This is a genomic window from Amycolatopsis sp. VC5-11, assembly GCF_037034185.1.
GTDB lineage: Bacteria > Actinomycetota > Actinomycetes > Mycobacteriales > Pseudonocardiaceae > Amycolatopsis > Amycolatopsis nivea.
In genome coordinates, this window is the sequence record NZ_JBAGKF010000005.1 from 263652 (window position 1) to 288276 (window position 24625).

Annotated in this window: 22 protein-coding genes; 8 read left to right on the plus strand and 14 right to left on the minus strand. The window is 71.0% G+C overall.

Features of this window, described 5'->3' with window-relative positions:
• Positions 1-18 precede the first annotated feature (18 nt).
• Complete coding sequence (gene secG, locus WA670_RS18440; RefSeq protein ID WP_033292761.1) at positions 19-249, plus strand: preprotein translocase subunit SecG; 231 nt, start codon at positions 19-21, stop codon at positions 247-249.
• A 76-nt stretch (positions 250-325) separates the two neighbouring features.
• Positions 326-670 (plus strand): RNA polymerase-binding protein RbpA, encoded by a 345-nt coding sequence (locus tag WA670_RS18445; protein ID WP_009075886.1) that lies wholly within the window; start codon positions 326-328, stop codon positions 668-670.
• 512 nt (positions 671-1182) lie between these two features.
• Here WA670_RS18445 and WA670_RS18450 read toward each other — a convergent pair.
• Together WA670_RS18450 and WA670_RS18455 are read right to left on the minus strand one after the other, a co-directional pair.
• The gene (locus tag WA670_RS18450) at positions 1183-2385 is read right to left on the minus strand and encodes a sensor histidine kinase (RefSeq protein ID WP_167754239.1); all 1203 of its coding nucleotides are present in this window, start codon (positions 2383-2385) and stop codon (positions 1183-1185) included.
• Positions 2386-2820: 435 nt separating this feature from the next.
• Positions 2821-3360 carry a YbhB/YbcL family Raf kinase inhibitor-like protein gene (locus WA670_RS18455; RefSeq protein WP_275295519.1) on the minus strand — a complete coding sequence of 180 codons (540 nt, stop codon included), beginning with the start codon at positions 3358-3360 and terminating at the stop codon, positions 2821-2823.
• Positions 3361-3450: 90 nt separating this feature from the next.
• Between WA670_RS18455 and WA670_RS18460 the strand changes: the two genes are divergently transcribed.
• Positions 3451-4110, plus strand: a complete 660-nt coding sequence (locus WA670_RS18460) for a GntR family transcriptional regulator (protein WP_336158455.1) — start codon at positions 3451-3453, stop codon at positions 4108-4110.
• Between the two features lie 122 nt (positions 4111-4232).
• On the opposite strand, the gene pgl is transcribed toward WA670_RS18460, so the two are convergent.
• From pgl to tkt, 6 genes are read right to left on the minus strand one after another with little or no spacing between them, the layout of a single operon-like run.
• Positions 4233-5006, minus strand: coding sequence for a 6-phosphogluconolactonase (gene pgl, locus WA670_RS18465; RefSeq protein WP_037814650.1), 774 nt, complete (start codon positions 5004-5006; stop codon positions 4233-4235).
• Positions 5003-6025, minus strand: a complete 1023-nt coding sequence (gene opcA / locus WA670_RS18470) for a glucose-6-phosphate dehydrogenase assembly protein OpcA (protein WP_037814651.1) — start codon at positions 6023-6025, stop codon at positions 5003-5005. The genes pgl and opcA overlap by 4 nt, the downstream gene beginning before the upstream one ends.
• Complete coding sequence (gene zwf, locus WA670_RS18475) at positions 6022-7551, minus strand: glucose-6-phosphate dehydrogenase (RefSeq protein ID WP_037814653.1); 1530 nt, start codon at positions 7549-7551, stop codon at positions 6022-6024. The genes opcA and zwf overlap by 4 nt, the downstream gene beginning before the upstream one ends.
• Positions 7548-9167 (minus strand): hypothetical protein, encoded by a 1620-nt coding sequence (locus WA670_RS18480; protein ID WP_037814655.1) that lies wholly within the window; start codon positions 9165-9167, stop codon positions 7548-7550. Before WA670_RS18480 ends, zwf begins: the two co-directional genes overlap by 4 nt.
• Before the next feature lie 10 nt (positions 9168-9177).
• Positions 9178-10290: a transaldolase gene (tal, locus tag WA670_RS18485; protein ID WP_037814657.1), complete on the minus strand. Its 1113-nt coding sequence runs from the start codon at positions 10288-10290 to the stop codon at positions 9178-9180.
• A gap of 13 nt (positions 10291-10303) precedes the next feature.
• On the minus strand, positions 10304-12403 hold the full coding sequence (tkt, locus tag WA670_RS18490) for a transketolase (RefSeq protein ID WP_037814659.1): 2100 nt from the start codon (positions 12401-12403) through the stop codon (positions 10304-10306).
• A 438-nt stretch (positions 12404-12841) separates the two neighbouring features.
• Here tkt and WA670_RS18495 point away from each other — a divergent pair, with 438 nt between their 5' ends.
• The 3 genes from WA670_RS18495 (at position 12842) to WA670_RS18505 (ending at position 16700) form a co-directional block, all read left to right on the plus strand.
• On the plus strand, positions 12842-13822 hold the full coding sequence (locus WA670_RS18495) for a heme o synthase (RefSeq protein ID WP_134730917.1): 981 nt from the start codon (positions 12842-12844) through the stop codon (positions 13820-13822).
• Between the two features lie 103 nt (positions 13823-13925).
• Positions 13926-16175, plus strand: a complete 2250-nt coding sequence (locus WA670_RS18500; RefSeq protein WP_336158350.1) for a HelD family protein — start codon at positions 13926-13928, stop codon at positions 16173-16175.
• Positions 16176-16184: 9 nt separating this feature from the next.
• Positions 16185-16700, plus strand: coding sequence for an FKBP-type peptidyl-prolyl cis-trans isomerase (locus WA670_RS18505; protein ID WP_037814664.1), 516 nt, complete (start codon positions 16185-16187; stop codon positions 16698-16700).
• 1 nt (position 16701) lies between these two features.
• Here WA670_RS18505 and WA670_RS18510 read toward each other — a convergent pair whose 3' ends face one another.
• The gene (locus WA670_RS18510; RefSeq protein ID WP_037814666.1) at positions 16702-17673 is read right to left on the minus strand and encodes a quinone oxidoreductase family protein; all 972 of its coding nucleotides are present in this window, start codon (positions 17671-17673) and stop codon (positions 16702-16704) included.
• A gap of 92 nt (positions 17674-17765) precedes the next feature.
• Here WA670_RS18510 and WA670_RS18515 point away from each other — a divergent pair, with 92 nt between their 5' ends.
• Entirely contained in the window at positions 17766-18083 is a 318-nt protein-coding gene (locus tag WA670_RS18515) for a hypothetical protein (RefSeq protein ID WP_009075903.1), read from the plus strand.
• On the plus strand, positions 18080-18943 hold the full coding sequence (locus WA670_RS18520; protein WP_336158351.1) for a hypothetical protein: 864 nt from the start codon (positions 18080-18082) through the stop codon (positions 18941-18943). The genes WA670_RS18515 and WA670_RS18520 overlap by 4 nt, the downstream gene beginning before the upstream one ends.
• Positions 18944-19072: 129 nt before the next feature.
• Here WA670_RS18520 and WA670_RS18525 read toward each other — a convergent pair whose 3' ends face one another.
• From WA670_RS18525 to mptB, 5 genes are all read right to left on the minus strand, one after another.
• Positions 19073-20002, minus strand: coding sequence for an acyl-CoA desaturase (locus WA670_RS18525; RefSeq protein ID WP_037814670.1), 930 nt, complete (start codon positions 20000-20002; stop codon positions 19073-19075).
• A 95-nt stretch (positions 20003-20097) separates the two neighbouring features.
• Positions 20098-21069 (minus strand): COX15/CtaA family protein, encoded by a 972-nt coding sequence (locus tag WA670_RS18530; RefSeq protein WP_037814671.1) that lies wholly within the window; start codon positions 21067-21069, stop codon positions 20098-20100.
• Between the two features lie 142 nt (positions 21070-21211).
• Positions 21212-22000, minus strand: coding sequence for an ABC transporter permease (locus WA670_RS18535; protein WP_043827456.1), 789 nt, complete (start codon positions 21998-22000; stop codon positions 21212-21214).
• Positions 21997-22923 (minus strand): ABC transporter ATP-binding protein, encoded by a 927-nt coding sequence (locus WA670_RS18540; protein ID WP_336158352.1) that lies wholly within the window; start codon positions 22921-22923, stop codon positions 21997-21999. The genes WA670_RS18535 and WA670_RS18540 overlap by 4 nt, the downstream gene beginning before the upstream one ends.
• 6 nt (positions 22924-22929) lie before the next feature.
• Entirely contained in the window at positions 22930-24534 is a 1605-nt protein-coding gene (mptB, locus tag WA670_RS18545) for a polyprenol phosphomannose-dependent alpha 1,6 mannosyltransferase MptB (RefSeq protein ID WP_037815015.1), read from the minus strand.
• Positions 24535-24625 lie beyond the last annotated feature (91 nt).

The following is a 24625-nucleotide window of genomic DNA, read 5'->3' on the forward strand; positions in this document are numbered from 1 at the left end:
ACAAGCACAGAGGATGACATGAAGCTGTTCCTGCAAATCCTGTTGATCGCCTCCAGCGTCCTGCTGGTGGTGGCCGTGCTGCTGCACCGCGGCCGGGGCGGCGGCCTGTCGTCCCTGTTCGGCGGCGGGATGCAGTCGAGCCTCGCGGGGTCCAGCGTCGCCGAGAAGAACCTCGACCGGATCACGCTGCTGCTCGGGGCCATCTGGCTGATCAGCATCGTGGGTCTCGGCCTCCTGCTCAAGGTATGACCGGGTCCCCGGAAGGGGACTTGCGATCGGCGTGCCTATTGGGGGGCGCGCCGCCGATTCCAACGGGTGAGGATTCATGGTTGGCGGTAACGCGATTCGCGGCACCCGCGTGGGTGCCGGTCCTTCGGGCGAATCGGAGCGGGGTGAATCGGCGCCACGGCGCCGGGTGTCGTATTGGTGCGCGAACGGGCACGAAGCTCGCCCGTCGTTCGCGATGGACGCGGAAATCCCCGACGAATGGGACTGCCCGCGCTGCGGGCTCCCGGGCGGTCAGGACGAGCAGAATCCGCCCGCCGCGCCTCGTACCGAGCCGTACAAGACACATCTGGCTTACGTGAAGGAACGCCGCAGCGACGCCGACGGCGAGGCCATCCTCGCCGAAGCGCTCGAGCGCCTCCGCCAACGCCGCGAATTGATCTGAGGCACGGTTTCTCCGGGACCACCGGCTTCCCGTCCGCGAGGGCGAGGGCCGGTGGTTTTTTAGTTCCCGGGGTGGTCTGGACCGAGGCAGGTCCAGACCACCCCCGGGCGTTCCCGTGCGGTGGGGATGCCTCGGCGGTCTGGACCGCGGCCGGGTCCGGCGGTTCGGTTCGGTGGGGATTGGCTGTCGTCCGGGCGGTCCAGCCGGGCGAGAAGACGGGTGGGGACCTGTGGTGCGGTCCGGAGCGCGGGGCGTCGCCTGCGTGGTCCGGACCTTCAGGACCTTTGCGGGCCCGAAGACCCTCGGTTTGCGCCGGGGGAGTGGCTGTCGCCCGGGCGGCTCAGCCCGGCGGAGAGCTCCCGCTCGGACCGCCGGGACTGGATGCCGCCCAAGTGGTTCAGACCGCTCAGGAGCAGGTCTAGACCTCCGGAAAGGCCCGATTCCCGCTCTGGTGCCAGCAAGACCCGGCGCGGCCAAGGCTCTTGACCGGTCCAGACCAATCCCCGTCAGGTTCAGCGGTCCAGCGGATACCGCGCCCGCACCCGGAATCCGCCGTCCTCCGTCCCGGAGGTTTCGAAGCTTCCGCCCAGCAGGCGGGCGCGTTCGGCGAGTCCGGTGAGTCCGTGGCCGCCCGACGGGAAGGCCTCGCCCGCACGGCAGGCGCGGGCGTTCTCCACCTCGATGTCCAGCGCGCCGCTCGCCGCGTGGATGCGGATGGTGGCCGTCGCGCCGGGGGCGTGCTTGTGGACGTTCGTCAGGCATTCCTGCACCGTCCGGTACGCCGCCGCCGAGACCTGGCTCGGCAGGGTGTCCGGGAGCTGCTCGACGGTCAGCTGCACCGGGACGTCGCACTCGCGGATCAGGTGGTCCAGCTCGCCGATGCCGGGCCGCGGGCCGTCGTCGCCGGAGCCGGAGCGCAGCACGCTCACCAGCGAGCGCAGTTCCTCGAGCGTCCGCGTCGACAGCTGGCGGATGACCTGCGCCGTTTCCAGCGCCGGACCGTCCTTCGCCTGTGCCTGCAGCGCGCCGGCCTGCATGGCGATCAGCGTGATCTGGTGCGAAACCACGTCGTGCATCTCGCGGGCCAGCCGGGCGCGTTCCTCGGCGCGCACCGCGTCGGCGTGGAAGCGGCGTTCGCGGTCGCGGCTCTTGGCCAGCTCGCGCAGTTTCGCCGAGATCTCCGCGCGCGCCCCGATCAGCAGGCCGATCGCGATCGGCATCCCGGCCACCAGCACGCCGTAGATCCCGTCGAGGACGTGTTCGCGCCAGCTCAGTTCCGCGAACTCCGACAGCGGCCACCGCACGAACCGGCAGGTGAACACCAGTCCCGCGCCGACCCAGGTCTGCCAGTGCAGCTGCCGCCGTGTCGCGAGCATGCCGAGGTTGAGCATCGACGCGAGCTGCGCCCATCCGGCGAAGAACCCCGGTGCCGCGGCGAGCACCGCGAGGAACGGGAACCGCCGCCGCACCACGACCGCGAGGCACGCGGCGGCCGACAGGTAGAGCGAATAGGGCTGTGCTTTCGGCGGCACGACGAGCCAGACGTCGAGCACCGCCAGCAGCACGACCACCGCTTCGACGGCGATCGTCGCGACGATGGGCTTCCGGAACACGGCGAACGCCCCGGTCAGGCTGACTCGCCTGTCCCGCCGGGCGGCTCCCGCGGCGGAGCTGCTCATCGAGATGCCAGGAATCGAGAGTCCCTCAGTGCTCATCGCGGCGACCCCATTCGTCTTGTGGACTTAGTGATGAGATGCTCCGGCCACCCGATCGGGACGCGCGGCGGTGAACAAATGTGCGGATGCTAACGGGAACGTGTGTGTTGCCAGTAAGTTTCACCCAGAGTGGTTCTTGTGGTGTTGTAATCTCCACAACTGCTCCAACAGGATGAACATAGCGCGGTCGACATCACCTTGTGTCGATCACATCACCTTATGTTCACCATACGGCGGTTCCCACATACTGGTGAGCCGCTTTTTGGCGCAGTGTCAGTTACTCCGTTTGCCGCCCAGGTCGACGCCGGGTCCGTGCCACGCGTACAGGGGAGAGATCACCCGTGCGGGTGGGTGGGAAGTGTCGCTGCGCAGTCGAAGGCCGCCGCGTCGTGGCGAGCACGGACGCGGCGGCCGGGTAAGCGGGCGGGCTGAGGCTTACGCGGGCGTCTCCGCGGTCGCGACGAGAACCGCGCGGCCGAGCACGTGGCCGAACATGGTGAACCCGAGGACGGCGGGCGTCGCGTCGGCCGGGACGCCGATCGACGCGACATCCAGGGCGTGCACGACGACGAAGTAGCGGTGCTCGCCGTGGCCGGCGGGCGGGGCCGCGCCGATGAAACGGGCGGCGCCCGCGTCGCCGCGCAGCTGGAACGCGCCCTCGGGGAGTCCGGAGCCGGTGTCGTCGCCCGCGCCTTCCGGCAGGTCGGTGACGGTGGCGGGGATGTCGGCGACGGCCCAGTGCCAGAAGCCGGAGCCGGTCGGCGCGTCGGCGTCGTACACCGTGACGGCGTAGCTCTTCGTGCCTTCCGGAGCGCCGGACCAGGACAGTTGCGGCGACGTGTCCTTGCCGCCGGGCACGCCGAAGATCCCGGAGAACTGCTCGGCGGACCAGGCCGCGCCGTCGGCGACGGTCGTGCTGGTGACGGTGAAGCTCGGCACCTCGGGAAGGCGCGCGAACGGGGAGTTGGCGGACATGGGTTCCTCTCAGGAGAAGCGGTACGTCATCGACTATAACACTAATAATCGATGATTTGAGGGATCGTCTATCCTGAGGGCATGAAGCAGATGCTGTCCGAGCAGATCTACGACCAGGTCCGCGACGCGATCATGCGCGGCGAGGTCGAGCCGGGGCAGGCGCTGAAACCGCAGGAACTGGCGGCGCGGTACGAGGTCAGCCTGGCCGTGGTGCGGGAAGCGCTGGTGCGGCTGGTCGGGGAGGGCTTGGCGGAACGGCTGACGAACCGCGGATTCGCGGTGCCCTCGCTGGCGGATCGGCGGTGGCAGGAGATCGTCGAGGCGCGCCAGACGGTCGAGCCCGCGATGCTGCGGTTGTCGGTCGCGCGCGGAGACCTGGAGTGGGAGACGCGGGTGCGCGCGGCGGGGCACCGGCTCGCCCGGACGCCGATGTATGTGCCGGACGAAGGCAGCTACTACTCCGCTGCTTGGGCGGAGGCGCACCGCTTGTTCCACCGCACGCTGCTCGACGGCTGCGGGAACGCGGTGCTGCTGGAGAATTTCGACCGGATGTGGATGGCGAGCGAACTGGCCCGGCGCTGGACGGTGCACCCGGCGTACCGGCTGCCGGTGGAGGAGGTGCTCGCCCAGCACGAGGCCTTGGAGCGGGCCGCGCTGAGCCGGGACCCGGAGGAGGCGGCGGGACTGCTGACGGACCACCTCGGGGCGACGGCGGCGCTGCTGACTGGGGCGGAGACGGGGGAGTCGTGAGTGTTTACGCCGGTTAGAACCGGCGTGAACACTCACGAGCCCAGTCCGCCCGCTTCCCTTACCGGGCAACGAAAAAGGCTCCCCGCGCCACACGCGCGAGGAGCCCTTCCCGGCAAACCGTCTTACTCGGCAGGCGGCTGATACACCTTCGTCAGCTTCCCGGCCGCCTCGCGGTCGAGGAGCCACAGCGTCCGCCGGTAGCCGCGGGCGCCCGAGACGGGGATCTGCGTTTCCGGCGCACCGGCCAGTGCCTGCGCGACCGCGTCCGCCTTGGCGGTTCCTGCCGTCATCAGCCACACCTCGCGGGCGCGGCGGATGGCGGGCAGCGTCAGCGATACGCGCGTCGGCGGGGGCTTCGGGCAGTCGCGGACCGGCACTACCGAGCGCTGTGTTTCGCGCACCTCGGCGGTTTCCGGGAACAGCGACGCCGTGTGGCCCTCGCCGCCGAGGCCCAGCAGCATGATGTCGAACTCCGGCACGTCCGCGCCGGGGCCCGCCGCGTCGGAGAGGACCTTCGCGTAGGCCTCGGCGGCAGCGTCGACGTCGTCGCCGAACTCGCCGTCCGACGGGGCCATCGCGTGCACCCGCTCCGGAGCCAGCGGCACGTGGTCGAGCAGGGCTTCGCGGGCGCCCTTTTCGTTGCGCTCGTCCGAATCCGCCGGGACGAACCGTTCGTCGCCCCAGTAGATGTCCAGCCGCGACCAGTCGATCGCGTCCCGCGCGCTCGACTCCCGCAGTTCGCGCAGCACGGCGATGCCGGTGCCGCCGCCGGTGAGCACCACCGACGCGGCACCGCGGGCCGCCTGCACGTCGACGATCCGGGTCACCAAGCGGGCCGCGGCGGCCGCGGCGAGCAGGTCCGGGTTTTCGTAGACGACGACCTCGGTCCGGCTCATGAGCTGCTCTTTTCCGCCGTCTTGCGTGCCGTCTTCGGCTTCGCGGCCGCAGCGGGCTTAGCGGCGGCCGCAGGCTTGGCGGCAGCGGGCTTCGATCCGTTGGAAGCGGCGATCTTGTGCAGCCCGTGCAGCGCCGCCTCGTAGATCTCGTCCGGGTCGAGCCGCCGGAGTTCCTCGACGAGGCATTCCGGGTTGCTGCGCCGCTGCAACGCGATCCGCCGCGTCGGCTGGCCCGGCTGGGTCAGCGTGCCGACCCGCCCGTCCGGCCGCGTCAGCTCCACCGCGCCCGACTTCCGCTCCAGCTTCACCGAGATGATGCCCTGCGCGCTCGAGCTCTTGACCCGGTGCACCGGTGCCTTGAGGTACTCGGCGAGCCAGCCCGCGAGCAGTTCGGTGGACGGCGAATCCGCCTCGCCGGTGACCGTCGCGCTCGTGATCTTCTCGTACGGCGGCAGGTCCAGCGCCGACACCAGCTGCGCCCGCCAGCGGGTCAGCCGGGTCCACGCCAGGTCGGTGTCACCCTCCACATAGGACTTCGCGCGCGTGGTGAGAGACCTTATCGGGCTCTTTTCCGCGGCCGAGTCGGTGATCCGCCGCTGTGCCAGCTGACCGAGCGGGTCCTCCGCGGGAGCCTTCGGACCGGCGCCCGGCCACCAGGTGACGATCGGCGCGTCCGGCAGCAGCAGCGGCACCACGGCGCTCTGCCCCTGCGCGGCCAGCGGACCGTACAGCCGCAGCACGATGACCTCGCTCGCGCCGGCGTCGCCGCCCACGCGGATCTGGCCGTCTATCCGCGGCGCGGCCGTGCGCGCGCCCTTCGCCACGACGATCACCCGCGACGGGTGCTCGCGGCTGGCGTCGTTCGCGGCCTCGATGGCGTCCTCGAGCTTGGCGTCGTCGTCCGCGACGATCACCAGCGTCAGCACCCGGCCGAGCGCGACCTGGCCGCCCTGCTCGCGGATCTCCACCAGTTTCTTGTTCAGCGCCGACGTCGTGGTCGACGGCAGGTCGATGATCACGGACGCCTCCAGTGCCTGCCGGTACGTTCCAGCATCTCGTCAGCCGACTTCGGTCCCCAGCTGCCCGGCGGGTATTGCTCCGGCGCGGTGCCGAGCTTCGCCCAGTGCGACAGCACCGGGTCGAGGATCTCCCACGACAGCTCGACTTCCTCGTTCACCGGGAACAGCGACGGCTCGCCCAGCAGCACGTCCAGGATCAGCCGTTCGTAGGCCTCCGGCGACGATTCGGTGAACGCGTGGCCGTAGCCGAAGTCCATCGTGACGTCGCGGACCTCCATCGTGGTCCCCGGCACCTTCGACCCGAACCGCAGCGTGATGCCCTCGTCCGGCTGCACGCGGATGACCAGCGCGTTCTGCCCCAGTTCCTCGGTGGAGGTGGAGTCGAACGGCAGGTGCGGCGCGCGCTTGAACACGACCGCGATCTCGGTGACGCGGCGGCCGAGCCGCTTGCCGGTGCGCAGGTAGAACGGCACGCCCGCCCAGCGGCGGTTCTGCACCTCCAGCGTCACCGCGGCGTACGTCTCGGTCTTCGAGTCCTTCGCGAACCCGGCTTCCTGCAACAGCCCCGGCACCTTCGTGCCGCCCTGCCAGCCGCCCGCGTACTGCCCGCGCGCGGTGGTCTGGTCGAGCGGCAGCATCGGCTTGGTCGCCGCCAGCACCTTGGCCTTCTCCGACCGCAGCGCCTTCGGCTCGAACGACAGCGGCTCGTCCATCGCGGTGAAGGCGAGCAACTGCAGCAGGTGGTTCTGGATGACGTCGCGCGCGGCGCCGATCCCGTCGTAGTACCCCGCGCGGCCGCCGAGGCCGATGTCCTCGGCCATGGTGATCTGCACGTGGTCGATGAAGTTCGCGTTCCAGATCGGCTCGAACAGCTGGTTCGCGAAGCGCAGCGCCAGGATGTTCTGCACCGTCTCCTTGCCGAGGTAGTGGTCGATGCGGAACACCGACTCCTCGGGGAAGACGTCGTTCACGATCGCGTTGAGCTCCTTGGCGCTCTTGAGATCGTGCCCGAACGGCTTCTCGATGACCACGCGCCGCCAGGTGTTCTCGTCGGCCTGCGCGAGGCCCGAACGCGCCAGCTGCTTGGTCACCACCGGGAACGCGCCCGGCGGGATCGACAGGTAGAACGCGGTGTTGCCGCCGGTGCCGCGTTCCTCGTCCAGTTCGCGCACGGTCTTCGCGAGCCGGTCGAAGGCGTCGTCGTCGTCGAAAGTGCCCTGGACGAACCGGATTCCTTCGGCGAGCCGGTTCCACACCGACTCCTTGAACGGCGTCCGCGCGTGCTCGCGCACCGAATCGTGCACCAGCTCGCCGAAGTCCTGGTGTTCCCAGTCCCGGCGGGCGAAGCCGACCAGCGAGAACCCGGCGGGCAGCAGCCCGCGGTGCGCGAGGTCGTAGATGGCGGGCATGAGCTTCTTGCGCGCCAGGTCGCCGGTGACGCCGAAGATCACCAGGCTCGACGGCCCGGCGATCCGCGGCAGCCGCTTGTCGCGGGGGTCCCGCAGCGGGTTGCGCCAGGTGGTCACTGAGCGGCCTCCTGCACTGCCCGCACGAGCTCGGCGAGCCCGGCGGCGCGGTCGGTCAGGTGCAGCCGCAGCACCGGGCGCCCGTGCTCGGCGAGCACCTGGCCGTCGCCGAGCGCCTGCGCGTGCTGGAGCTGCCCCAGCGTGTACGGGCGGTCCGGCACCGACAGGTCGTCCTCGACGGCTCCGGTGATCTGCAGGAAGCTGCCGTTCTGGTGGCCGCCCTTGTGGTACTGCCCGGTGGAGTGCAGGAACCGCGGGCCCCAGCCGAACGTCGTCTGCACGCCGGTCCGCTTGGCGATTTCGCCGCGCAGCAACGAAGTCGACGCGTCGTCCAGCCGGTCGAGGTAGGCCTGCACGGCGATGTAACCGCCGTCGGCCACCGAACCGAAGAAGGCGCGCAAGACGTCGGCGAGCTTGCCGTCCGTCGAAACTCCCTCGCTGCCAAAGACTTCGACGGCACCGTCCACAGTGGCCGGTTCCTCGCCGCCCTTCAGCTTCTCCGGGTCGTCCAGCAGCGCACGCGCCGCCTTCTTGGCCGCCTCGACGTCCGGCTGGTCGAACGGGTTGATCCCGATCAGCCGTCCGACGAGCGCGGTCGCGAACTCCCACAAGAGGAACTGCGCGCCGAGCGGGCCGGTCACCGAGATCTGCGCCGCGCCCTCCGGAGCGCCGATCGCGACCGCGGTCGCGTCCTTGCCGTGGCCGGCGAACCCGGGTGCGTCCGGGCCCTCGACGGCCACCGGCAGCAGGCCGGTGCCGAGCTTGCCGGTGGACTCGGCGATCAGCTGCTCCGCCCAGTCCGGGAAACCCTTGATGCCCGAACCGGTGTCGGCCAGCACGACCTTCTCCGCGCCCGCCTCGTGCGCCGCACCCCACGCCGCCGCCAGCTGCACGGCCGGGTTCTCCGGCGCGTCCTCGGCGAGCGTTTCCGCGACCGATGCCGCCTGGTCGAGCAGCCGCGCGACGTCCGCGCCCGCGAGACCGGCCGGCACGAGGCCGAACGCGGTCAGCGCGGAGTAGCGGCCGCCGACGTGCGGGTCGGCCAGGAAGGTCTTGCGGTAGCCCTCCTTCTCCGCCAGCTCGGAGAACGGGGAGCCGGGATCGGTGACGACGACGATGCGTCGCGCCGCGTCGATCCCGGCGTCCGCGAACGCCTTGGCGAAGATCCGGCGGTGGCTGTCGGTCTCGACGGTGCCGCCGGATTTCGACGACACCACGATGACGGTGCGCTCGAGGTCGCCCGCGAGCGCGTCGGCCACCTGGCCGGGGTCGGTCGTGTCGAGAACCGTGAGCGGGACGCCGGCGGTGGCGGTGATGACCTCCGGCGCGAGCGACGAACCGCCCATGCCGGCGAGCACCACGCGGTCCACGCCCTCGCTGCGCAGTTCCGCGCGCAGCGCTTCGATTTCCCCGATCAACGGACGCGACGACTTGTGCAACGTCGTCCAGGACAATCGGATCGACGCTTCGGACTCGGCGTCCGGACCCCACAGGGTGGAGTCCTTGGCGGCGAGCTTGGCAGCGGCGCCGTCGGCGGCCAGCCGCTGCGCCAGCGGCGCTGCCTTTTCTGCCAGTTCGGCGTCGACGATCACGACGCCGGTTTCGTCCCCGCTCATGGTCTCTGGTTCAGCCCCTCGCTTTGTTCAGCTGCCCGGTCACCGTGTCCAGCAGTTCCTGCCAGGACTTCTCGAACTTCTCGACGCCTTCGGTCTCCAGCGTCACGAACACGTCCGGCACGTCGATGCCGGCCGCCGACAGCTTGTCGAAGATCGCCTGCGCCTGCTCGCCCTTTCCGGAAACCGTGTCGCCGGTGATCTCGGCGTGGTCGGCGACCGAGTCCATGGTCTTCTCGGGCATCGTGTTCACGACGTCCTTGACCACGAGCTGGTCGACGTACCGGGTGTCGGAGTAGGCCGGGTCCTTCACGCCGGTGGAGGCCCACAGCGGACGCTGCGCGTTCGCGCCGGCCTCGGCGAGTGCCTTCCACTGGTCCGTGGCGAACAGCTTCTCGAAGGCCGCGTACGCGAGCCGCGCGTTGGCGATGGCCGCCTCGCCCAGCAGCGCCTTGGCCTCGTCGGTGCCGATCGCGTTCAGCCGCTTGTCGACCTCGCTGTCCACGCGGGACACGAAGAACGACGCGACCGAGTGGATGCCCTTGAGGTCGTGGCCGTTGGCCTTCGCCTGCTCGAGACCGGCGAAGAAGGCCTTGATGACGGCCTCGTAGCGCTCGACGGAGAAGATCAGCGTGACGTTGACGCTGATGCCCTCGGCGAGCACCGCGGTGATCGCGGGCAGGCCCTCTTCGGTCGCCGGGATCTTGATCATCACGTTCGGCCGGTCGACGGTCTTCCACAGGTCCTTGGCCTCGGCCACCGTCTTGTCGGTGTCCTTCGCCAGGCGCGGGTCCACCTCGATGGACACGCGGCCGTCGACGCCGTTCGTGGCGTTGTACACGTCGCGGAACAGGTCCGCGGCGTTGCGCACGTCGGTGGTGGTCAGCTCCCGGACGGTGCCGTCGAGGTCCGCACCGCGCGCGGCGAGGTCGTTGACCTGCTCGTCGTAGGCGGCGCCCTTCGACAGCGCGTTCGCGAAGATCGTCGGGTTGGTGGTCACGCCGACGACGTGCTTGTCGCGGATGAGCCCGGCGAGGTTGCCCGAGTTCAGGCGCTCCCGCGAGAGGTCGTCCAGCCAGATCGAGACGCCTGCTTCGGACAGCTGTGCGAGCCGATCAGTGCTCATGGTTGCTCTCCCTTCAGTTCTTGGTGTTGGCGATCGAGCGGCGGGCGGCGTCGACCACGGCTTCGGCGGTGAAGCCGAACTCGCGGAAGAGCGTCGCGGCGTCGGCCGAGGCGCCGTAGTGCTCGATCGACACGTTCTCGCCGGCGTCGCCGGTGAAGCGCTGCCACGGCATCGCGATCCCGGCCTCGACCGAAACGCGGGCCTTGACCGTCGGCGGCAGGACGGCGTCCTTGTAGTCCTGGTCCTGCGCGTCGAACCACTCGACGCACGGCATCGAGACCACGCTGGCGGGGATGCCGTCGGCCTCGAGGGTCTTGCGCGCCTCGACGGCCAGCTGGACCTCGGAACCGGTCGCGATCAGCACGACCTCCGGGGCGCCGTTGGACGCCTCGGCCAGCACGTAGCCGCCCTTCTTGACGCCCTCGGCGTTCGTGCCCTCCAGCACCGGCACGTTCTGCCGGGTCAGCGCGAAGCCGGACGGGTGGTGCACGTCCTCCAGCACGGCCTTCCACGCGTACGCGGTCTCGTTGGCGTCCGCCGGGCGGACGACGTTGAGGCCCGGGATGGCGCGCAGCGCGGCGATCTGCTCGATCGGCTGGTGCGTCGGGCCGTCCTCGCCGAGACCGATCGAGTCGTGCGTCCACACGTAGATGACCGGGGCCTTCATCAGCGCGGCGAGCCGGACCGGCGGGCGCATGTAGTCGGAGAAGGTGAGGAAGGTCGCGCCGTACGGGCGGGTGCCGCCGTGCAGCGCGATGCCGTTGAGGATCGAGCCCATCGCGTGCTCGCGGATGCCGAAGTGCAGCGTGCGGCCGTACGGGTTGGTCTTCCACATGTCGGTGCCGGCCGCGGCCGGGCCGAACGAGTCGGCGCCCTTCATGGTGGTGTTGTTGCTCTCCGCGAGGTCCGCGGAACCGCCCCACAGCTCGGGCAGCGGCTCGGCCAGCGCGTTGAGCACCTCGCCGGAGGCCTTGCGGGTGGCGATGCCCTTGGCGTCGGGCTCCCACGACGGCAGGTTGTCCGCGAAGCCCTCGGGCAGCGTGCGGGTCGACAGCCGGTCGGCCAGCTTCTTGCGCTCCGGGTTCGCCGCGGCCCACGCCTCGAAGCGCTCCTGCCACTCGGCGCGCTGCTTCTCGCCGCGCTCGATCGCCTGGCGGGTGTGCGCGAGCACGGCCTCGTCGACGTCGAAGTTCTTCTCCGGGTCGAAGCCCAGCGCCTTCTTGACACCCGCGACCTCTTCCGCGCCCAGCGCCGCGCCGTGCGCCTTGCCGGTGTTCATCTTCGTCGGGGCCGGGTAGCCGATGATCGTGCGCAGCTGGATGAAGGACGGGCGCTGGGTCTCGGCCTGCGCCGCCTTGATGGCCGCCTCGATCGCGACGACGTCCTCGCCGCCCTCGACGGTCTGCACGTGCCAGCCGTAGGCCTCGTAGCGCTTCGCGACGTCCTCGGACAGCGCGATGTTGGTGTCGTCCTCGATGGAGATCTTGTTGTCGTCGTAGAAGACGATCAGGTTGCCCAGCTCCTGGCGGCCCGCGATGGACGAGGCCTCGGAGGTGACGCCCTCCTCGATGTCGCCGTCGGAGGCGATCACGTAGATGTGGTGGTCGAAGATGCTCTCGCCGGCGGGGGCGTCCGGGTCCAGCAGGCCGCGCTCGCGGCGCGCCGCCATCGCCATGCCGACGCCGTTCGCGAGGCCCTGGCCCAGCGGGCCGGTGGTGGTCTCGACGCCCTTGGTGTGCCGGTACTCCGGGTGGCCCGGGGTCTTGGAGCCCCAGCGGCGCAGCTGCTCGAGGTCTTCCAGCTCCAGGCCGAACCCGGCCAGGTACAGCTGGATGTAGAGGGTCAGGCTGGAGTGCCCGGCGGAGAGGACGAACCGGTCGCGGGCGGGCCACTCCGGGTCGGCGGGGTCGTGCCGCATCGTGCGCTGGAACAGCGTGTACGCCAGCGGCGCCAGGCTCATCGCAGTGCCCGGGTGCCCGCTGCCGCATTTTTCGACGGCGTCCGCGGCCAGCACGCGGGCGGTGTCCACGGCGCGGGTGTCGGTCTCGGTCCAGTCGGCCGGCACGTTGCGCCGGAGCAAGGGGTTGGTCTCGCTGCTAGAGGTTTCGGACACTGAACTCGAACTCCTGCGTCGGTGAAGTGGTGGCTGTATTCCGTGCGTGCCGCTCAAGTGCTGCGGTGTGCGCCCTCAGTTATCTCAATCGATCCCGAAGGGACGATATTCCTGCTGGCGGCGCTGTGCAGGCGGAGCGAGCGGCCCGTCGCTGTCACCCTAGTGCGTACGCGTGCGCGCGAGCGCGGGCGCGCACCCTGCGGGTGAGGTGATCCTGCCCGCCTGTCTGTCTCCGGCTACCCGCCGCGGGCCGTCCCGACTCATCGCGGCCGCCGCGGCGGACGTGACGGAGGGAACACCGCCGGGCGTGTCCCGGACCCGCGGGCGTCGGGCCGGTCCGTCACGTCTAACATCGATCGCGGGCCAGGCACGGAAGTTCTCCATGAGCACCACCTCTTCTTCCGCGCCGCCCGGCCCAGGACTGACTCAGGGAGAGAAATGTCGTTGGTGAACGCTGCGCACGGACGCAGTGAAGACACCAGCGCCGTACCCCCGGACGGCGGACGGCCGAGCGGGGCCCGGCGAAGCTTCCGCCAGGTGGCCGGCGCGTACGCCGCGCTGGCGAAGCCGCGCGTGATCGAGCTTCTCCTCGTCACCACGATCCCCGCGATGTTCCTCGCCGGGCGCGAGGTGCCGAACCCGTGGCTGGTGGTCGCGACGCTGGTCGGCGGCACCATGGCCGCGGGCAGCGCGAACGCGCTCAACTGCGTGATCGACAGCGACATCGACAAGGTCATGAACCGCACCAAGCGGCGGCCGCTGGTGAAGGACGCGGTGCCGCGGCGCAACGCGCTGGTCTTCGGCCTCGTCCTGGGCATCGCCTCGTTCGCCGTCCTGTACTTCACGGTGAACCTGCTGGCGGCGGTCCTCGCGATCGCGACCATCCTGTTCTACATCTTCGTCTACACCCTCGGCCTCAAGCGGCGGACGTCGCAGAACGTGGTCTGGGGCGGGGCCGCGGGCTGCATGCCGGTGCTGATCGGCTGGGTCGCGGTCACCGGCACCGTGCAGTGGCCGGCGTTCGTGATGTTCGGCGTGATCTTCTTCTGGACCCCGCCGCACACCTGGGCGCTGGGCATGAAGTACCGCGACGACTACGAGCGCGCGGGCGTGCCGATGCTCCCGGTCGTCGCGACCGCCGAGCACGTGGCCCGGCAGATCGTCATCTACTCGTGGGTGATGGTCGCCTGGACGCTGCTGCTGCTCCCGGTCACCAGCTGGCTGTACGCGACCTTCGCGATCCTCGCCGGCGGCTGGTTCCTCTTCTACGCGCACCGGCTGCAGGCCGCCGTGCACCGCGGCGAGGAGACCAAGCCGATGGCGCTGTTCCACCGGTCGAACACGTACCTGATGATCGTGTTCGTCGCGCTGGCGGTCGACTCGGCGATCGGCTTGCCGGTCCTCGGCCTGCCTTTCTGACCCGACCCGTTCGCACCCGATCCGCGCCGGGCAGGAATGGCCCGGGATCCTCGCCGGTTGCACTCTTCCGGCCCCGATCCCGACCTGAAAGCAGGACCTTTCCTTGCCCGAGGAACCGGCCTACGAAGCCGAGCTGCGCCGCGAGCAGGCTTATGTCGACGCGCTGTTCGCGAAGCTCGACGCCGAACGCACCCAGACCCAGCGCCGCCTCGACGAGACCCTGCGCCAGACCGGCGGGACGCCGCAGGCGCGGACCGAACGCGAAGCCGCCACGAACCTGCACAGCGACCGGCTCGCCCAGCTCGGGTCGGTCGAACAGGGACTGTGCTTCGGGCGGCTGGACTTCGTGCCCGGCAGCGCCTCCGAAGACACCGAGGAAACCGCCTACATCGGACGGCTCGGGCTGTTCGACGAGGACGACGACTACCGGCCGCTGCTGATCGACTGGCGCGCGCCGGTCGCGCGGCCCTTCTACCTCGCCACCGCCGCTTCGCCGGACGGCGTGCGCCGCCGTCGCCACCTGCGCTCGCTGAGCCGTCGCGTCACCGGGTTCGACGACGAGATCCTCGACCTGACCGCCGCCGACCAGGGCCAGAACCTCGGGCTCGCCGGCGAGGCCGCGTTGCTGGCCGCGCTGGAGCGCCGCCGGACCGGCGAGATGGCCGACATCGTCGCCACCATCCAGGCCGAGCAGGACCGGATCATCCGCGCGCCGCTCGGCGGGGTCATGGTGGTGCAGGGCGCGCCGGGCACCGGCAAGACCGCGGTCGCGCTGCATCGCGCGGCGTACCTGCTCTACACACACCGCCAGCAGCTGACCACGCGCGGCGTGCTCGTCGTCGGCCCGAACTCGACCTTCCTGCGCTACATCGGCCAGGTGCTGCCGTCGCTCGGCGAGACCGGCGTGCTGCTGTCGACCATCGGGCAGCTGTGGCCGGGCCTGGACGCGGACGGAGCCGAGTCGCCGGAAGCGGCCGAGGTGAAGGGCCGGCTGGTGATGGCCGAGGTGCTCGCCAAGGCGGTCCGCGACCGGCAAGGTGTACCCGATCCGGTGATCGAGATCGAGCACGAACGCGAGATCCTCAAGCTCGACCGCAAGACCTGCGCGCAGGCCCGCACCCGGGCCCGCCGTTCGCGCCGGCCGCACAACCTCGCGCGGCGGCTGTTCGTCTCCGACGTGCTCGACGTGCTCACCCGGCAGGCCGCGCGTGCGCTGGGCGAGGATCTGCTGGACGCGCAGGACGTCCAGGACATCCGTGCGGAGCTCGCTTCGAGCCCCGCGGTGGCCGCCGCGCTGAACTCGCTGTGGCCGAAACTCACGCCCGCGGGCCTGCTGGACGACCTGTTCGCCGAGCGCGAACACCTCGACCGGGCGGCGGGCGAGCTGCTGTCCGAAGAGGACCGGAAGCACCTGGAGAGCGGCCGCGACGCGAAGTGGACGCCCGCCGACGTGCCGCTGCTCGACGAACTGGCCGAACTGCTCGGCAGCGACGACTCCGAGGAGGAGGCCGAGCAGAAGCGCCAGGAACGCGTCGAGCGCGCGTATGCCGAGGGCGTGCTGGACATTCTCGAGCAGGACGAGGAAATCCAGGACGAGGAGATCCTGCGGGTGTCCGACGTACTGGACGCCGAGCTGTTCGCCGAACGTCAGCAGGCGCGCAGCGAGCTGACCGCGGCGCAGCGGGCGGCGCAGGACCGGACGTGGACGTTCGGGCACGTGATCGTGGACGAGGCGCAGGAACTGTCCGCGATGGACTGGCGCCTGCTGATGCGCCGCACGCCGAACCGGTCGATGACGCTGGTCGGCGACGTCGCGCAGACCGGGGCCGCCGGGGGTGCGCGGACCTGGGACGAGGTGCTGTCGCCGTACGTCGCGGACCGCTGGCGGCTCGAGCAGCTGACGGTGAATTACCGCACCCCGGCGGAGATCATGGCGGTCGCGGCGGGCGTGCTCGCCGAACTCGATGTGGACCTGGCCGCGCCCGCGTCGGTGCGGGAGACCGGGGTGCCGCCGTGGGGCGTGGAGGTCGCCTCGCTGGACGAGGAACTGCCGTCGCTGGTGGCCGCGGAACTGTCCGCTGTGGACGGTGGGACGGTCGCGGTCCTGGTGCCGGGTTCGCGCGTGGACGAGGTGCGGAAGCTGCTTCCGGAGGACGACCGGCTGAGCGTGCTGACCGTCGATCGTTCCAAGGGACTGGAGTTCGACGGGGTCGTGCTGGTGTCGCCGGACGAGATCGTGGCTGGCTCGGCGCGCGGGCTGAACGACCTGTACGTGGCGCTGACCCGGGCGACGCAGCGGCTCGGCGTGGTGCGGACTGGTCCGGCGGTGCCCGCGCTCGGCGGGCTTGGTTAATCTTCCGGCATGCAGAACATCGGTAGGACAGCTGTCTTCGGCGCGGTCGTGGCGGTGGCCGCGTTCGGCCTCACGGCCTGCGGCGGCGACAGCAGCGCGGCTCCGGCGACCCCGAGCCGCGAGTGCACCGCGGACGACGTCAAGACCACCGGGAACTTCGGCCAGGCGCCGACGATCACCATCCCGGACGACTGTGCCCCGCCGAAGAAGCTGCTCACCAAGGACCTCTCCGCGGGCACCGGGAAGGCCGCGGCCGCCGGGTCGAAGCTGTCCATGAACTACCTGGTCGTCACCTGGTCGAACAAGAAGAAGCTGGACAGCTCGTTCGACCGCGGCGAGCCGTTCGGCCTCGATCTCGGCGCCGGCCAGGTGATCGAGGGCTGGGACCAGGGCCTCGTCGGCGTCAAACAGGGCGGGCGGCGGTTGATGATCATCCCGCCCGCCCTCGCCTACAAGGACGGCGGACGCGGCATCGCGCCCAACGAAACGCTGGTGTTCGTGACCGACGCCCTCTCGGTTTCCTGAGTCAGGGGATCAGCAGCAGCTTCCCGGTCGTCCGGCGTCCCTGCAGGTCCTCGTGGGCCTTGCGGGCGTCGGCGAGCGGGTAGCGGCCGCCGATGCGGACGTTCAGCGAACCGTCCTGCACGGCGGCGAACAGTTCGCCGGCGCGCCAGTCGAGTTCCTCGCGCGTGCGCAGGTAGTGGCCGAGCGTCGGGCGGGTCAGGAAGAGCGAGCCGCCGGAGTTGAGCCGTTGCGGGTCGACCGGCGGCACCGGGCCGCTGGCCGCGCCGAACAGCGCCAGGGTGCCGCGGATTTTCAGGCTCGCGAGGCTGCCGTCGAAGGTGCTCTTGCCCACGCCGTCGTAGACCGCGGCGACGCCTTCGCCGTTGGTCAGCTCGCGGGTCACGGCGGCGAAGTCCTCGCGGTCGTAGCGGATCACGTGGTCCGCGCCGGCGCCGCGGGCGAGCTCGGCCTTCTCGTCGGTGGACACGGTGCACAGCACTCGCGCGCCGCGCGCCTTCGCCAACTGCACCAGCAGCAGACCGACGCCGCCGGCCGCCGCGTGGACGAGGATGTCGTCGCCCGCCTGGACTTCGTAGGTCGAACGCACCAGGTAGTGCGCCGTCATGCCCTGCAGCATCGTGGCGGCGGCGAGCTCGTCGGACACGCCGTCCGGCACCTTCACCGTGGCGCTCGCCGGGACCACCGCGCGCTGGGCGTAGCTGCCGAGCACGCCCTGCCAGGTCACACGGTCGCCGGGGGCGAACTCGGTGACGCCCTCGCCGGTCTCCACGACGGTCCCGGCGCCCTCGGAGCCGAGGACGAACGGCAGGTCGATCGGGTAGATGCCCTGGCGCTGGTAGGTGTCGATGTAGTTGACGCCCGCGGCGGCGAGGTCGACCAGCAGTTCGCCCGCGCCGGGCGGGCCGGGCTCGATCTCGGCCAGTTCCAGCACTTCCGGGCCGCCGGTCCGGGTCACCTGCACTGCGGTCGGCATCGTTCCTCCTCGAGATGGGCGCGTCTGGCGTCCACTATGGCCGAGAACACGGTCGGGCCGCGGGGGCGGGGGTCTCGGGTTAAGCTCCGGACGTGGCTGAGGAGACCGAAAACACGCCGACCGCGCCGACTGCCCGCCAGCTGGCGTCCGCCCGCGACTTCGTGGCGAAGCACGGGAAACCGTCGCGCGCCGTGGTCGAGAACATCGGCCTCGCCGGCGCGCGGGTCGTGCTCGTGGGCCCGGACGGGGCGATGGGCGACGTGCTGGTCGCCGGCGTCGAGACCGGGAACGCGCTGGTCGAGCAGGTCGACGACCTCGAGGCCGCGGAGTGGGACAGCGAAACCGTGAAGACGGTCAAAATCGGTGCCGCGCACCGGCGCAAGATGGCCGGGCCGCGAGCAGGCCGGTGACCAGCTCGGCGATTTTCGTCGGCTGCGCCGCGCTGCCCGAGGGCGACGGCGACGAGGCCGCGGTGCTGCCCGCGCTCGCGGACCTCGGATTCGCCGTGAGCTGGGCGGCCTGGGACGCGGCCGCGGACTTCGCGTCGGCGGACATCGTCGTGCTGCGCGCCGCCTGGGACTACCCGGAGCGGCGCGAGGAATTCCTCAGCTGGTGCGAGGACGTGCCAGGGCTGAGCAATCCGGCCGCGGTCGTGCGCTGGAACACGGACAAGACGTATCTCGGCGAACTGCTCGACGCCGGGGTGCCGACGGTGCCGGTCGAGATCGTGCCGCCGGGGGAGAAGCCGCGCTGGCCGAAGAAGCCGTTCGTGGTGAAGCCTTCGGTGGGCGCGGGAGGCCGCGGCGCCGCCCGATTCGCCGCCGCCGGTGCGGACGCGGAGCAGCATCTGCGCACTTTGCACGACGAGGGCCGCGCGGGTCTGGTGCAGCCGTATCAGTCCAGTGTGGACGCTCAGGGCGAGATCGCGGTGACGTATTTCGGCGGCGTTTATTCGCACGCCTTCACGAAATTCGCGCCGCTGGAGTCCTCAATGGACAGTTCCGGGCTGTACCGGGAGGAGCGGCTCGCGGCCGCGGTCCCGGCCCCGGAGGTGCGCGCGGTGGCGGAGGACGCGCTGGACGCCGCTTGCGGGCTGCTCGGGATCTTGCGGGCGGAACTGCTGTACGCGCGAGTCGACCTGGTCCGCGGGGACGACGGGCGTCCGCTGGTGCTGGAGCTGGAATTGACCGAGCCTTCGCTGGGTTTCCGGCACGCAGACGCGGGTGCGCCGTTGCGGTTCGCGTCGGCGATGCGGCAGCAGTTGGCCTAGCTCGGGCGGGCTACGCGGCGTTTCCCGGGGAGACTTTGCGCTCAAGCTGAGCGGATGTGAGTCGCCCGCTTGAGCCGCGCGTTACGCACGCTCGATTCGCGTCGGCGATGCGGCAGCAACTGGCCTAACTCAAGCCGTCCGCCGCTTAGCCGCCAGTCGTTCCGCTCGGGGCCACCGGACGTCCGTCGCCCAGCCGAGGCGTTCGAAGGTCCAGATCACCCGCGCCGAGACGTCCACTTGGCCGCGCAGGACGCCGTGCCGGGCGCAGGTCGGGTCGGCGTGATGGGAGTTGTGCCAGGACTCTCCCATGGACAGCAGCGCCAGCGGCCAGAAGTTCGCGGCGCGGTCGCGGCTCGCGAACGGGCGGTCGCCGATCAGGTGGCACACCGAGTTCACCGACCAGGTCACGTGGTGCAGGAACGCGATCCGCACCAGCCCGGCCCAGAAGAACGCCGTCAGCGCGCCCTGCCAGGTGCCGCTGAAGGCCCAGCCGAGGGCGGCGGGCAGGGCGAGGCTGAGCGTGATCCACAGCCAGAAGAACCGGTTCACCAGGCGCAGGTCGCGGTCGCCGACGAGGTCGGGCGCGAAGCGGTCGGCGTTGGTGACCTCGCGCTGGAACATCCAGCCCATGTGCGCGTGCCAGAACCCGCGCAGCAGCGCCGCCGGCGAGGTGCCGAACAGCCACGGCGAATGCGGATCGCCCTCGCGGTCGGAGAACGCGTGGTGGCGGCGGTGGCTCGCGACCCAGAAAATCACCGAACCCTGCACCGCCATGCTGCCCGCGATCGCGAGCGCGATCCGCAGCGGGCGGCCCGCTTTGAACGCGCCGTGGGTGAAGTAGCGGTGGTACCCGACAGTCACGCCGAGGGTGGCGAGCACGTAGAAAACGGTCGCGAGGATCAGGTCGGTCCAGCCGATGCCCCATCCCCACACCAGCGGCACGGCGGCGATCAACGCGGCGAACGGCACGAGCAGGAACGTCTTGAGCACGAGCATCTCGGCGGTCCCGCGCCGGCCGGAGAGCAGGGGTTTGGCGGCACGGGCAGGGGCGGTCGGCATGGCGGCACCTCGGGCTTTTCGGAAAGCCGGACGGCGACGACGGTAAGCCGCCGACCTGTCCGCCGGGCCGACGCGCAGTTACGCCCGGATGACCGTCAGTTCGCGGTGGCGAGTTCCCGCTTCTCGGCGGGCTCCAGCGACGTGACCGGGCCCCGGTCGCGAGTGCCGGTCCACAGCACCGCCGTCACCACGATCACGAGCGCCGAGCCCAGCACGTGGAAGGACACCATCGCCTCGGGCACGCCCAGCGCGTACTGCACCGTCCCCAGAACACCCTGCAGCAGCGCGACAATCCACACCCACGCGTACCGCCGCCACACGCTCTTCGGCGCGCCGACGCGCATCAGCGTGAGCCCGAAGACCCCCAGCACGACGAGGTACGCGATCAGCAGTCCGCTGTGGATCCGGGCCAGCTGCTCGATCGGGGCGTCGAGGCGATGCGTGTTGACGTCGCCGCCGTGCGGGCCCGCGCCGGTGACCGTGGTGCCGGCGATGAGCACCGCCCACATCAGCACCGTCAGCAGCACCAGCATCTGCCGTCCCAGCTTCGGGACCAGCGGGCGCGCCGGTTCGTCTCCTTCGCGGAAGGCCTTCAGCAGCAGGACCGCCAGCCACACGAGCGGCGTCGACGCGAGGAAGTGGATCGCGACCGTCCACCATTCCAGTTTCGCCAGCACCGTCAGCCCGCCGATGACCGCCTGCAGCACGACGCCGCCGGGCATCGTCCAGGCGAGCTTCACCAGCCGCTTGCGCTCCGGGTGGTCGATCTGGATCCGCCACGCGGTGAGCACGGCGAGCGCGGCCACCACGATCACGACGCCGGTCAGCATCCGGTTCGAGAACTCGATCCACTGCGTGACCGCGTCGATGCCGGAGTGCCGCACCGGCACCAGGCTGCCCGCGACGCACTGCGGCCAGGTCGGGCATCCCAGCCCGGACCCGGTCACCCGCACCACGGACCCGGTGACGCCGATGCCTGCCTGCGCGACCACCGCGGCGATCCCGACCGCGCGCTGAACCGCGGCGGACGGATACGGCAGGCGGGCGATCAAACTGCGAAGGGACACGCCGAAAGAATACTCGCGCGCGTTTTCCCGCCTGCACGCGGCGGTATTGTTCCGCCCGGATTTGCCAGCGTGCGCAAGGAATCGGGTGCGGCGGCGGTCACATTCCGGCGCGAAATTCCGCGCGGAAATCGCGGTGTGGGATTCAGGTGAGTTTTGTGGTTCGCGTCGCCAGCACGCCGGCCACCGCCGCCCACACCACCAGCACCGCGGCCGGTCCGAGCGGGAACTGCCCGTCCACCAGCGCCGCGCGCATCCCTTCCGCCAGCGCGCCGGAAGGCAGCAGCGACACCACGAACCCGACCCCGGACGGCAGCGCCGACGGGGCCAGCAGAATCCCGCCCGCCAGCAGCAGCACGAACCACACGATGTTCGCCAGCGCCAGTACGGCTTCCGCGCGCAACGCGCCGCCCAGCAGTACGCCCAGCGCGCCGAAAGCCAGCGTCCCCAGCACCAGCAGCACCACCGCGGAACCGATCCCGGCGGCCGACGGGGACCAGCCCAGGAAAGCCGCCACGATGCCGAGCACCACGGACTGCAGCGCCACCACGACCAGCGCCGCCACGACCCGTCCGGCCACCAGCAGCCAGCGCGGCAGCGCCGTCGCCGAAAGCCGCTTCAGCACGCCGTACCGCCGGTCGAAGCCGAGCGCGATCGCCTGGCCGGTGAACGCCGACGACATCACCGCGAGCGCGAGGATCCTCGGCGTCATCCAGTCCACTTTGGACGTCGAACCGAGCTGGCTCGCCGGGAGGATGTCCAGCAGGCTCAGGCCGATCAGCAGCGCGAGCGGAATGATCAGGGTGAGCAGCAGCTGCTCGCCGTGCCGCAGGGTCAGCGCGGCCTCGACGCGCGCGTGCGTGCGCAGCATCTTGCCGAGCGAACCGCGGCCGGGCGCGGGGGCGAAAGTGCCCGCGGGGAACGGAGAACTCATGCGCGCAGCTCCCGTCCGGTGAGTTCGAGGAACACTTCTTCGAGCGTCCGCCGTCCGACTTGCAGTTGTTCGGGCAGCACGCCCTGTTGCGCGCACCAGGCGGTGACGGCGGAAACCACCTGCGGGTCCACCGCGCCCTCCACCAGGTACGAACCGGGCGCGGTTTCGCTGACCCGGTAGCCCTCCGGCAGCGCGGCCGCGAGCAGCGTCGTGTCGAGTTTGGTGCGGGCGCGGAACCGCAGCTGCGCCGCGTCGCCCGCCTCCAGGGTCAGCGAATGCGGCGTGCCTTCGACGACCACCTTGCCGTGGTCCACGATCACCACCTGGTCGGCCAGCGTTTCCGCTTCCTCCATCAGGTGGGTGGTGAGCAGGACGCTCACGCCGTCCGCGCGCAGGGCCGCGAGCAGGTCCCAGACCAGCCGCCGCGCCTGCGGGTCCATGCCGGCGGTGGGCTCGTCCAGGAACACCAGCTCCGGACGGCCGACCAGCGCGCACGCCAGCGAAAGCCGTTGCTGCTGCCCGCCGGAGAGCCGTTTGAACGGGGTGCGCTTCGCGCCGGCCAGCCCGAGCACGTCGAGCAGCCACGCCGGATCGTGCGGATTCGCCGCGCAGGAAGCCACTAGCCGCAGCATTTCCTCCGCGCGCACGCCCGGGTACGCGCCGCCGCCCTGGGGCATGATGCCGACGCGGGGGCGGAGCCGGGAGCTGTCCGCGAGGGGGTCGAGGCCGAGCACGCGCACCCGGCCCGCGTCAGGTCTGCGGAAACCCTCGCAAATCTCGACAGTGGTCGTTTTTCCGGCGCCGTTCGGCCCGAGCAGGGCCAGCACGCAGCCACGCTCCATGCGCAGGTCGATGCCGTCGACCGCGGTGGTGGAGCCGTAGCTTTTCGCCAAGCCGGAGATCTCGACGGCGGGGTTGTCCACAACGAATCACGATACGACGTCGGCGGGCGCGCGCGGTGCTGGGGACGCCGGAGGTGTCCTGGACAACAGCAGCGGCGAAACCCGGTACACGATCGCGAGGCCGCCGAGGGTCACCAGAGCGGCCGCGCCGTAGGCCCACGGCAGGACGTAGGAGCGGCCGTCGAAGGTGCCGCCGGTGGGCGGCAGCAGGAACGGCAGCCCGGCGCTGATGACCGTGGCGACGACCCGGAACCGCGACGTCCCGGCCGCGGCGGCGAGCGGGATCACCGCCCACAGCAGGTACCAGGGCTGGAGGTTGATCTGCAGGATCATCGCCGCGCCCAGCGAAACGCCGAGCCCGATGATCGGCCGGTACCGCCATTTGAAGCTGGCCCACAGGAATTTGATCGTGACGGCCGCGGTGATCGCGTTGCCGAGCGTGCCGAGGATCGGCACCAGCGCGTCGGTGTGGTTGCCCAGCCCGAGCGTGATGCCGAGGACGCCGCTGAGGTTCGCGATCTCCGCGGTGGGGGAGATGAACGACCGCACCAGCCCCGGCGTGCTCGCCGTCGCGCCGATCCAGCCGAAGCCCAGCCCGGTGCCGACGCAGATCGCGGTGAGCACCACGCCGAACAGCAACGCCATCGGCGCGCCCGCCCACACCAGGTCCTTCAGCCGCCCGTGCCATCTGCGCGCGACCATCACCGACAGGAACGGCAGCGCCAGCACCGCCGGGATCTTCACGGTGGCGCCGACGGTGATGATGACGACGCCGAGCGCGATGAAGAGCAATTCGCCCTTCGCCAGCGGCGGCGGACTGTCTCCCTTCACCCGCACCGGCAGCCGCCGGATGCCGATCTCCAGCCCGGCCACCATGAGCCCGATGGCCAGCGAATCGTTGTGCGCGCCCGCGACGAAATGGAAGATCAGCAACGGGTTCGCCGCGCCGAGCCACAGCGCGGTGGCCGGCTGCACGCCGAACCGCCGGGCCAGCCGCGGCACCGCCCACACGATCAGCAGCACGCCCACCATCGCGAGGCCGCGCTGCAGCAGCACGCCGACGACGATGTTGTTGCCGCCGACCGGGGCCAGCCACCCGCCGAGCCGCAGCAGCAGCGGGCCGTACGGGGCGGGCGTCTCGCGCCAGATGTTGGTGACGCCCGCGGTGAGCGGGTCCGCGACGCCGAGCGCCTGCGCCGGGCCCAGCTGGTACGGGTCCATGCCGCGGTGCACGATCTCGCTCTGCGCGAGATAGCTGTAGACGTCGCGGGAGAACAGCGGCGGGATCAGCAGCAGCGGCGCGACCCACATCGCGACGGTGCGGGCGAGCTGCCCGCTGGTGGCCAGCCGCGCGCTCGCCGGACGGGCGAACCGGGCGAGCATGAGCCAGCTCAGCACCAGGATGCCCATCCCGGAGAACGCGATCGCGAGCGAGACCGTCGGGATCCGGATGAACAGCCGCAGCACCGGCAGGTCCTGCACCGGGTTGATCACCGGCGCGGCGCCGGCCCCGAGCGAGCCGAGCGCGAGGAACAGCGAGCCGACCGTGCCGAAGCGGCGGACCGCGTCGAGGCCGCGGGTCTCGGCGGCGTTCAGCGGATCGGTGCGGCGCGGGCCGACCGGCGACGGCACGGTCGCCGGGTGGTCAGCGCTGTCGGCGCCGCCGGATACGTCCGGTTCCGGTGCCCGCTGGTCCGGGTGTTCGCCGACTGCCACGCCCGGA

Coding starts and splice junctions, on each gene's coding strand:
- WA670_RS18460 (WP_336158455.1), top strand. CDS start 3,451: ATGCTGTCCGAGCAGATCTACGACCAGGTCCGCGACGCGATCATGCGC.
- tal (WP_037814657.1), bottom strand. CDS start 10,290: ATGAGCACTGATCGGCTCGCACAGCTGTCCGAAGCAGGCGTCTCGATC.
- WA670_RS18495 (WP_134730917.1), top strand. CDS start 12,842: ATGTCGTTGGTGAACGCTGCGCACGGACGCAGTGAAGACACCAGCGCC.
- WA670_RS18535 (WP_043827456.1), bottom strand. CDS start 22,000: ATGAGTTCTCCGTTCCCCGCGGGCACTTTCGCCCCCGCGCCCGGCCGC.
- WA670_RS18445 (WP_009075886.1), top strand. CDS start 326: ATGGTTGGCGGTAACGCGATTCGCGGCACCCGCGTGGGTGCCGGTCCT.
- WA670_RS18510 (WP_037814666.1), bottom strand. CDS start 17,673: ATGCCGACCGCAGTGCAGGTGACCCGGACCGGCGGCCCGGAAGTGCTG.
- WA670_RS18480 (WP_037814655.1), bottom strand. CDS start 9,167: ATGAGCGGGGACGAAACCGGCGTCGTGATCGTCGACGCCGAACTGGCA.
- WA670_RS18450 (WP_167754239.1), bottom strand. CDS start 2,385: ATGAGCACTGAGGGACTCTCGATTCCTGGCATCTCGATGAGCAGCTCC.
- pgl (WP_037814650.1), bottom strand. CDS start 5,006: ATGAGCCGGACCGAGGTCGTCGTCTACGAAAACCCGGACCTGCTCGCC.
- WA670_RS18505 (WP_037814664.1), top strand. CDS start 16,185: ATGCAGAACATCGGTAGGACAGCTGTCTTCGGCGCGGTCGTGGCGGTG.
- WA670_RS18525 (WP_037814670.1), bottom strand. CDS start 20,002: ATGCCGACCGCCCCTGCCCGTGCCGCCAAACCCCTGCTCTCCGGCCGG.
- secG (WP_033292761.1), top strand. CDS start 19: ATGAAGCTGTTCCTGCAAATCCTGTTGATCGCCTCCAGCGTCCTGCTG.
- WA670_RS18455 (WP_275295519.1), bottom strand. CDS start 3,360: ATGTCCGCCAACTCCCCGTTCGCGCGCCTTCCCGAGGTGCCGAGCTTC.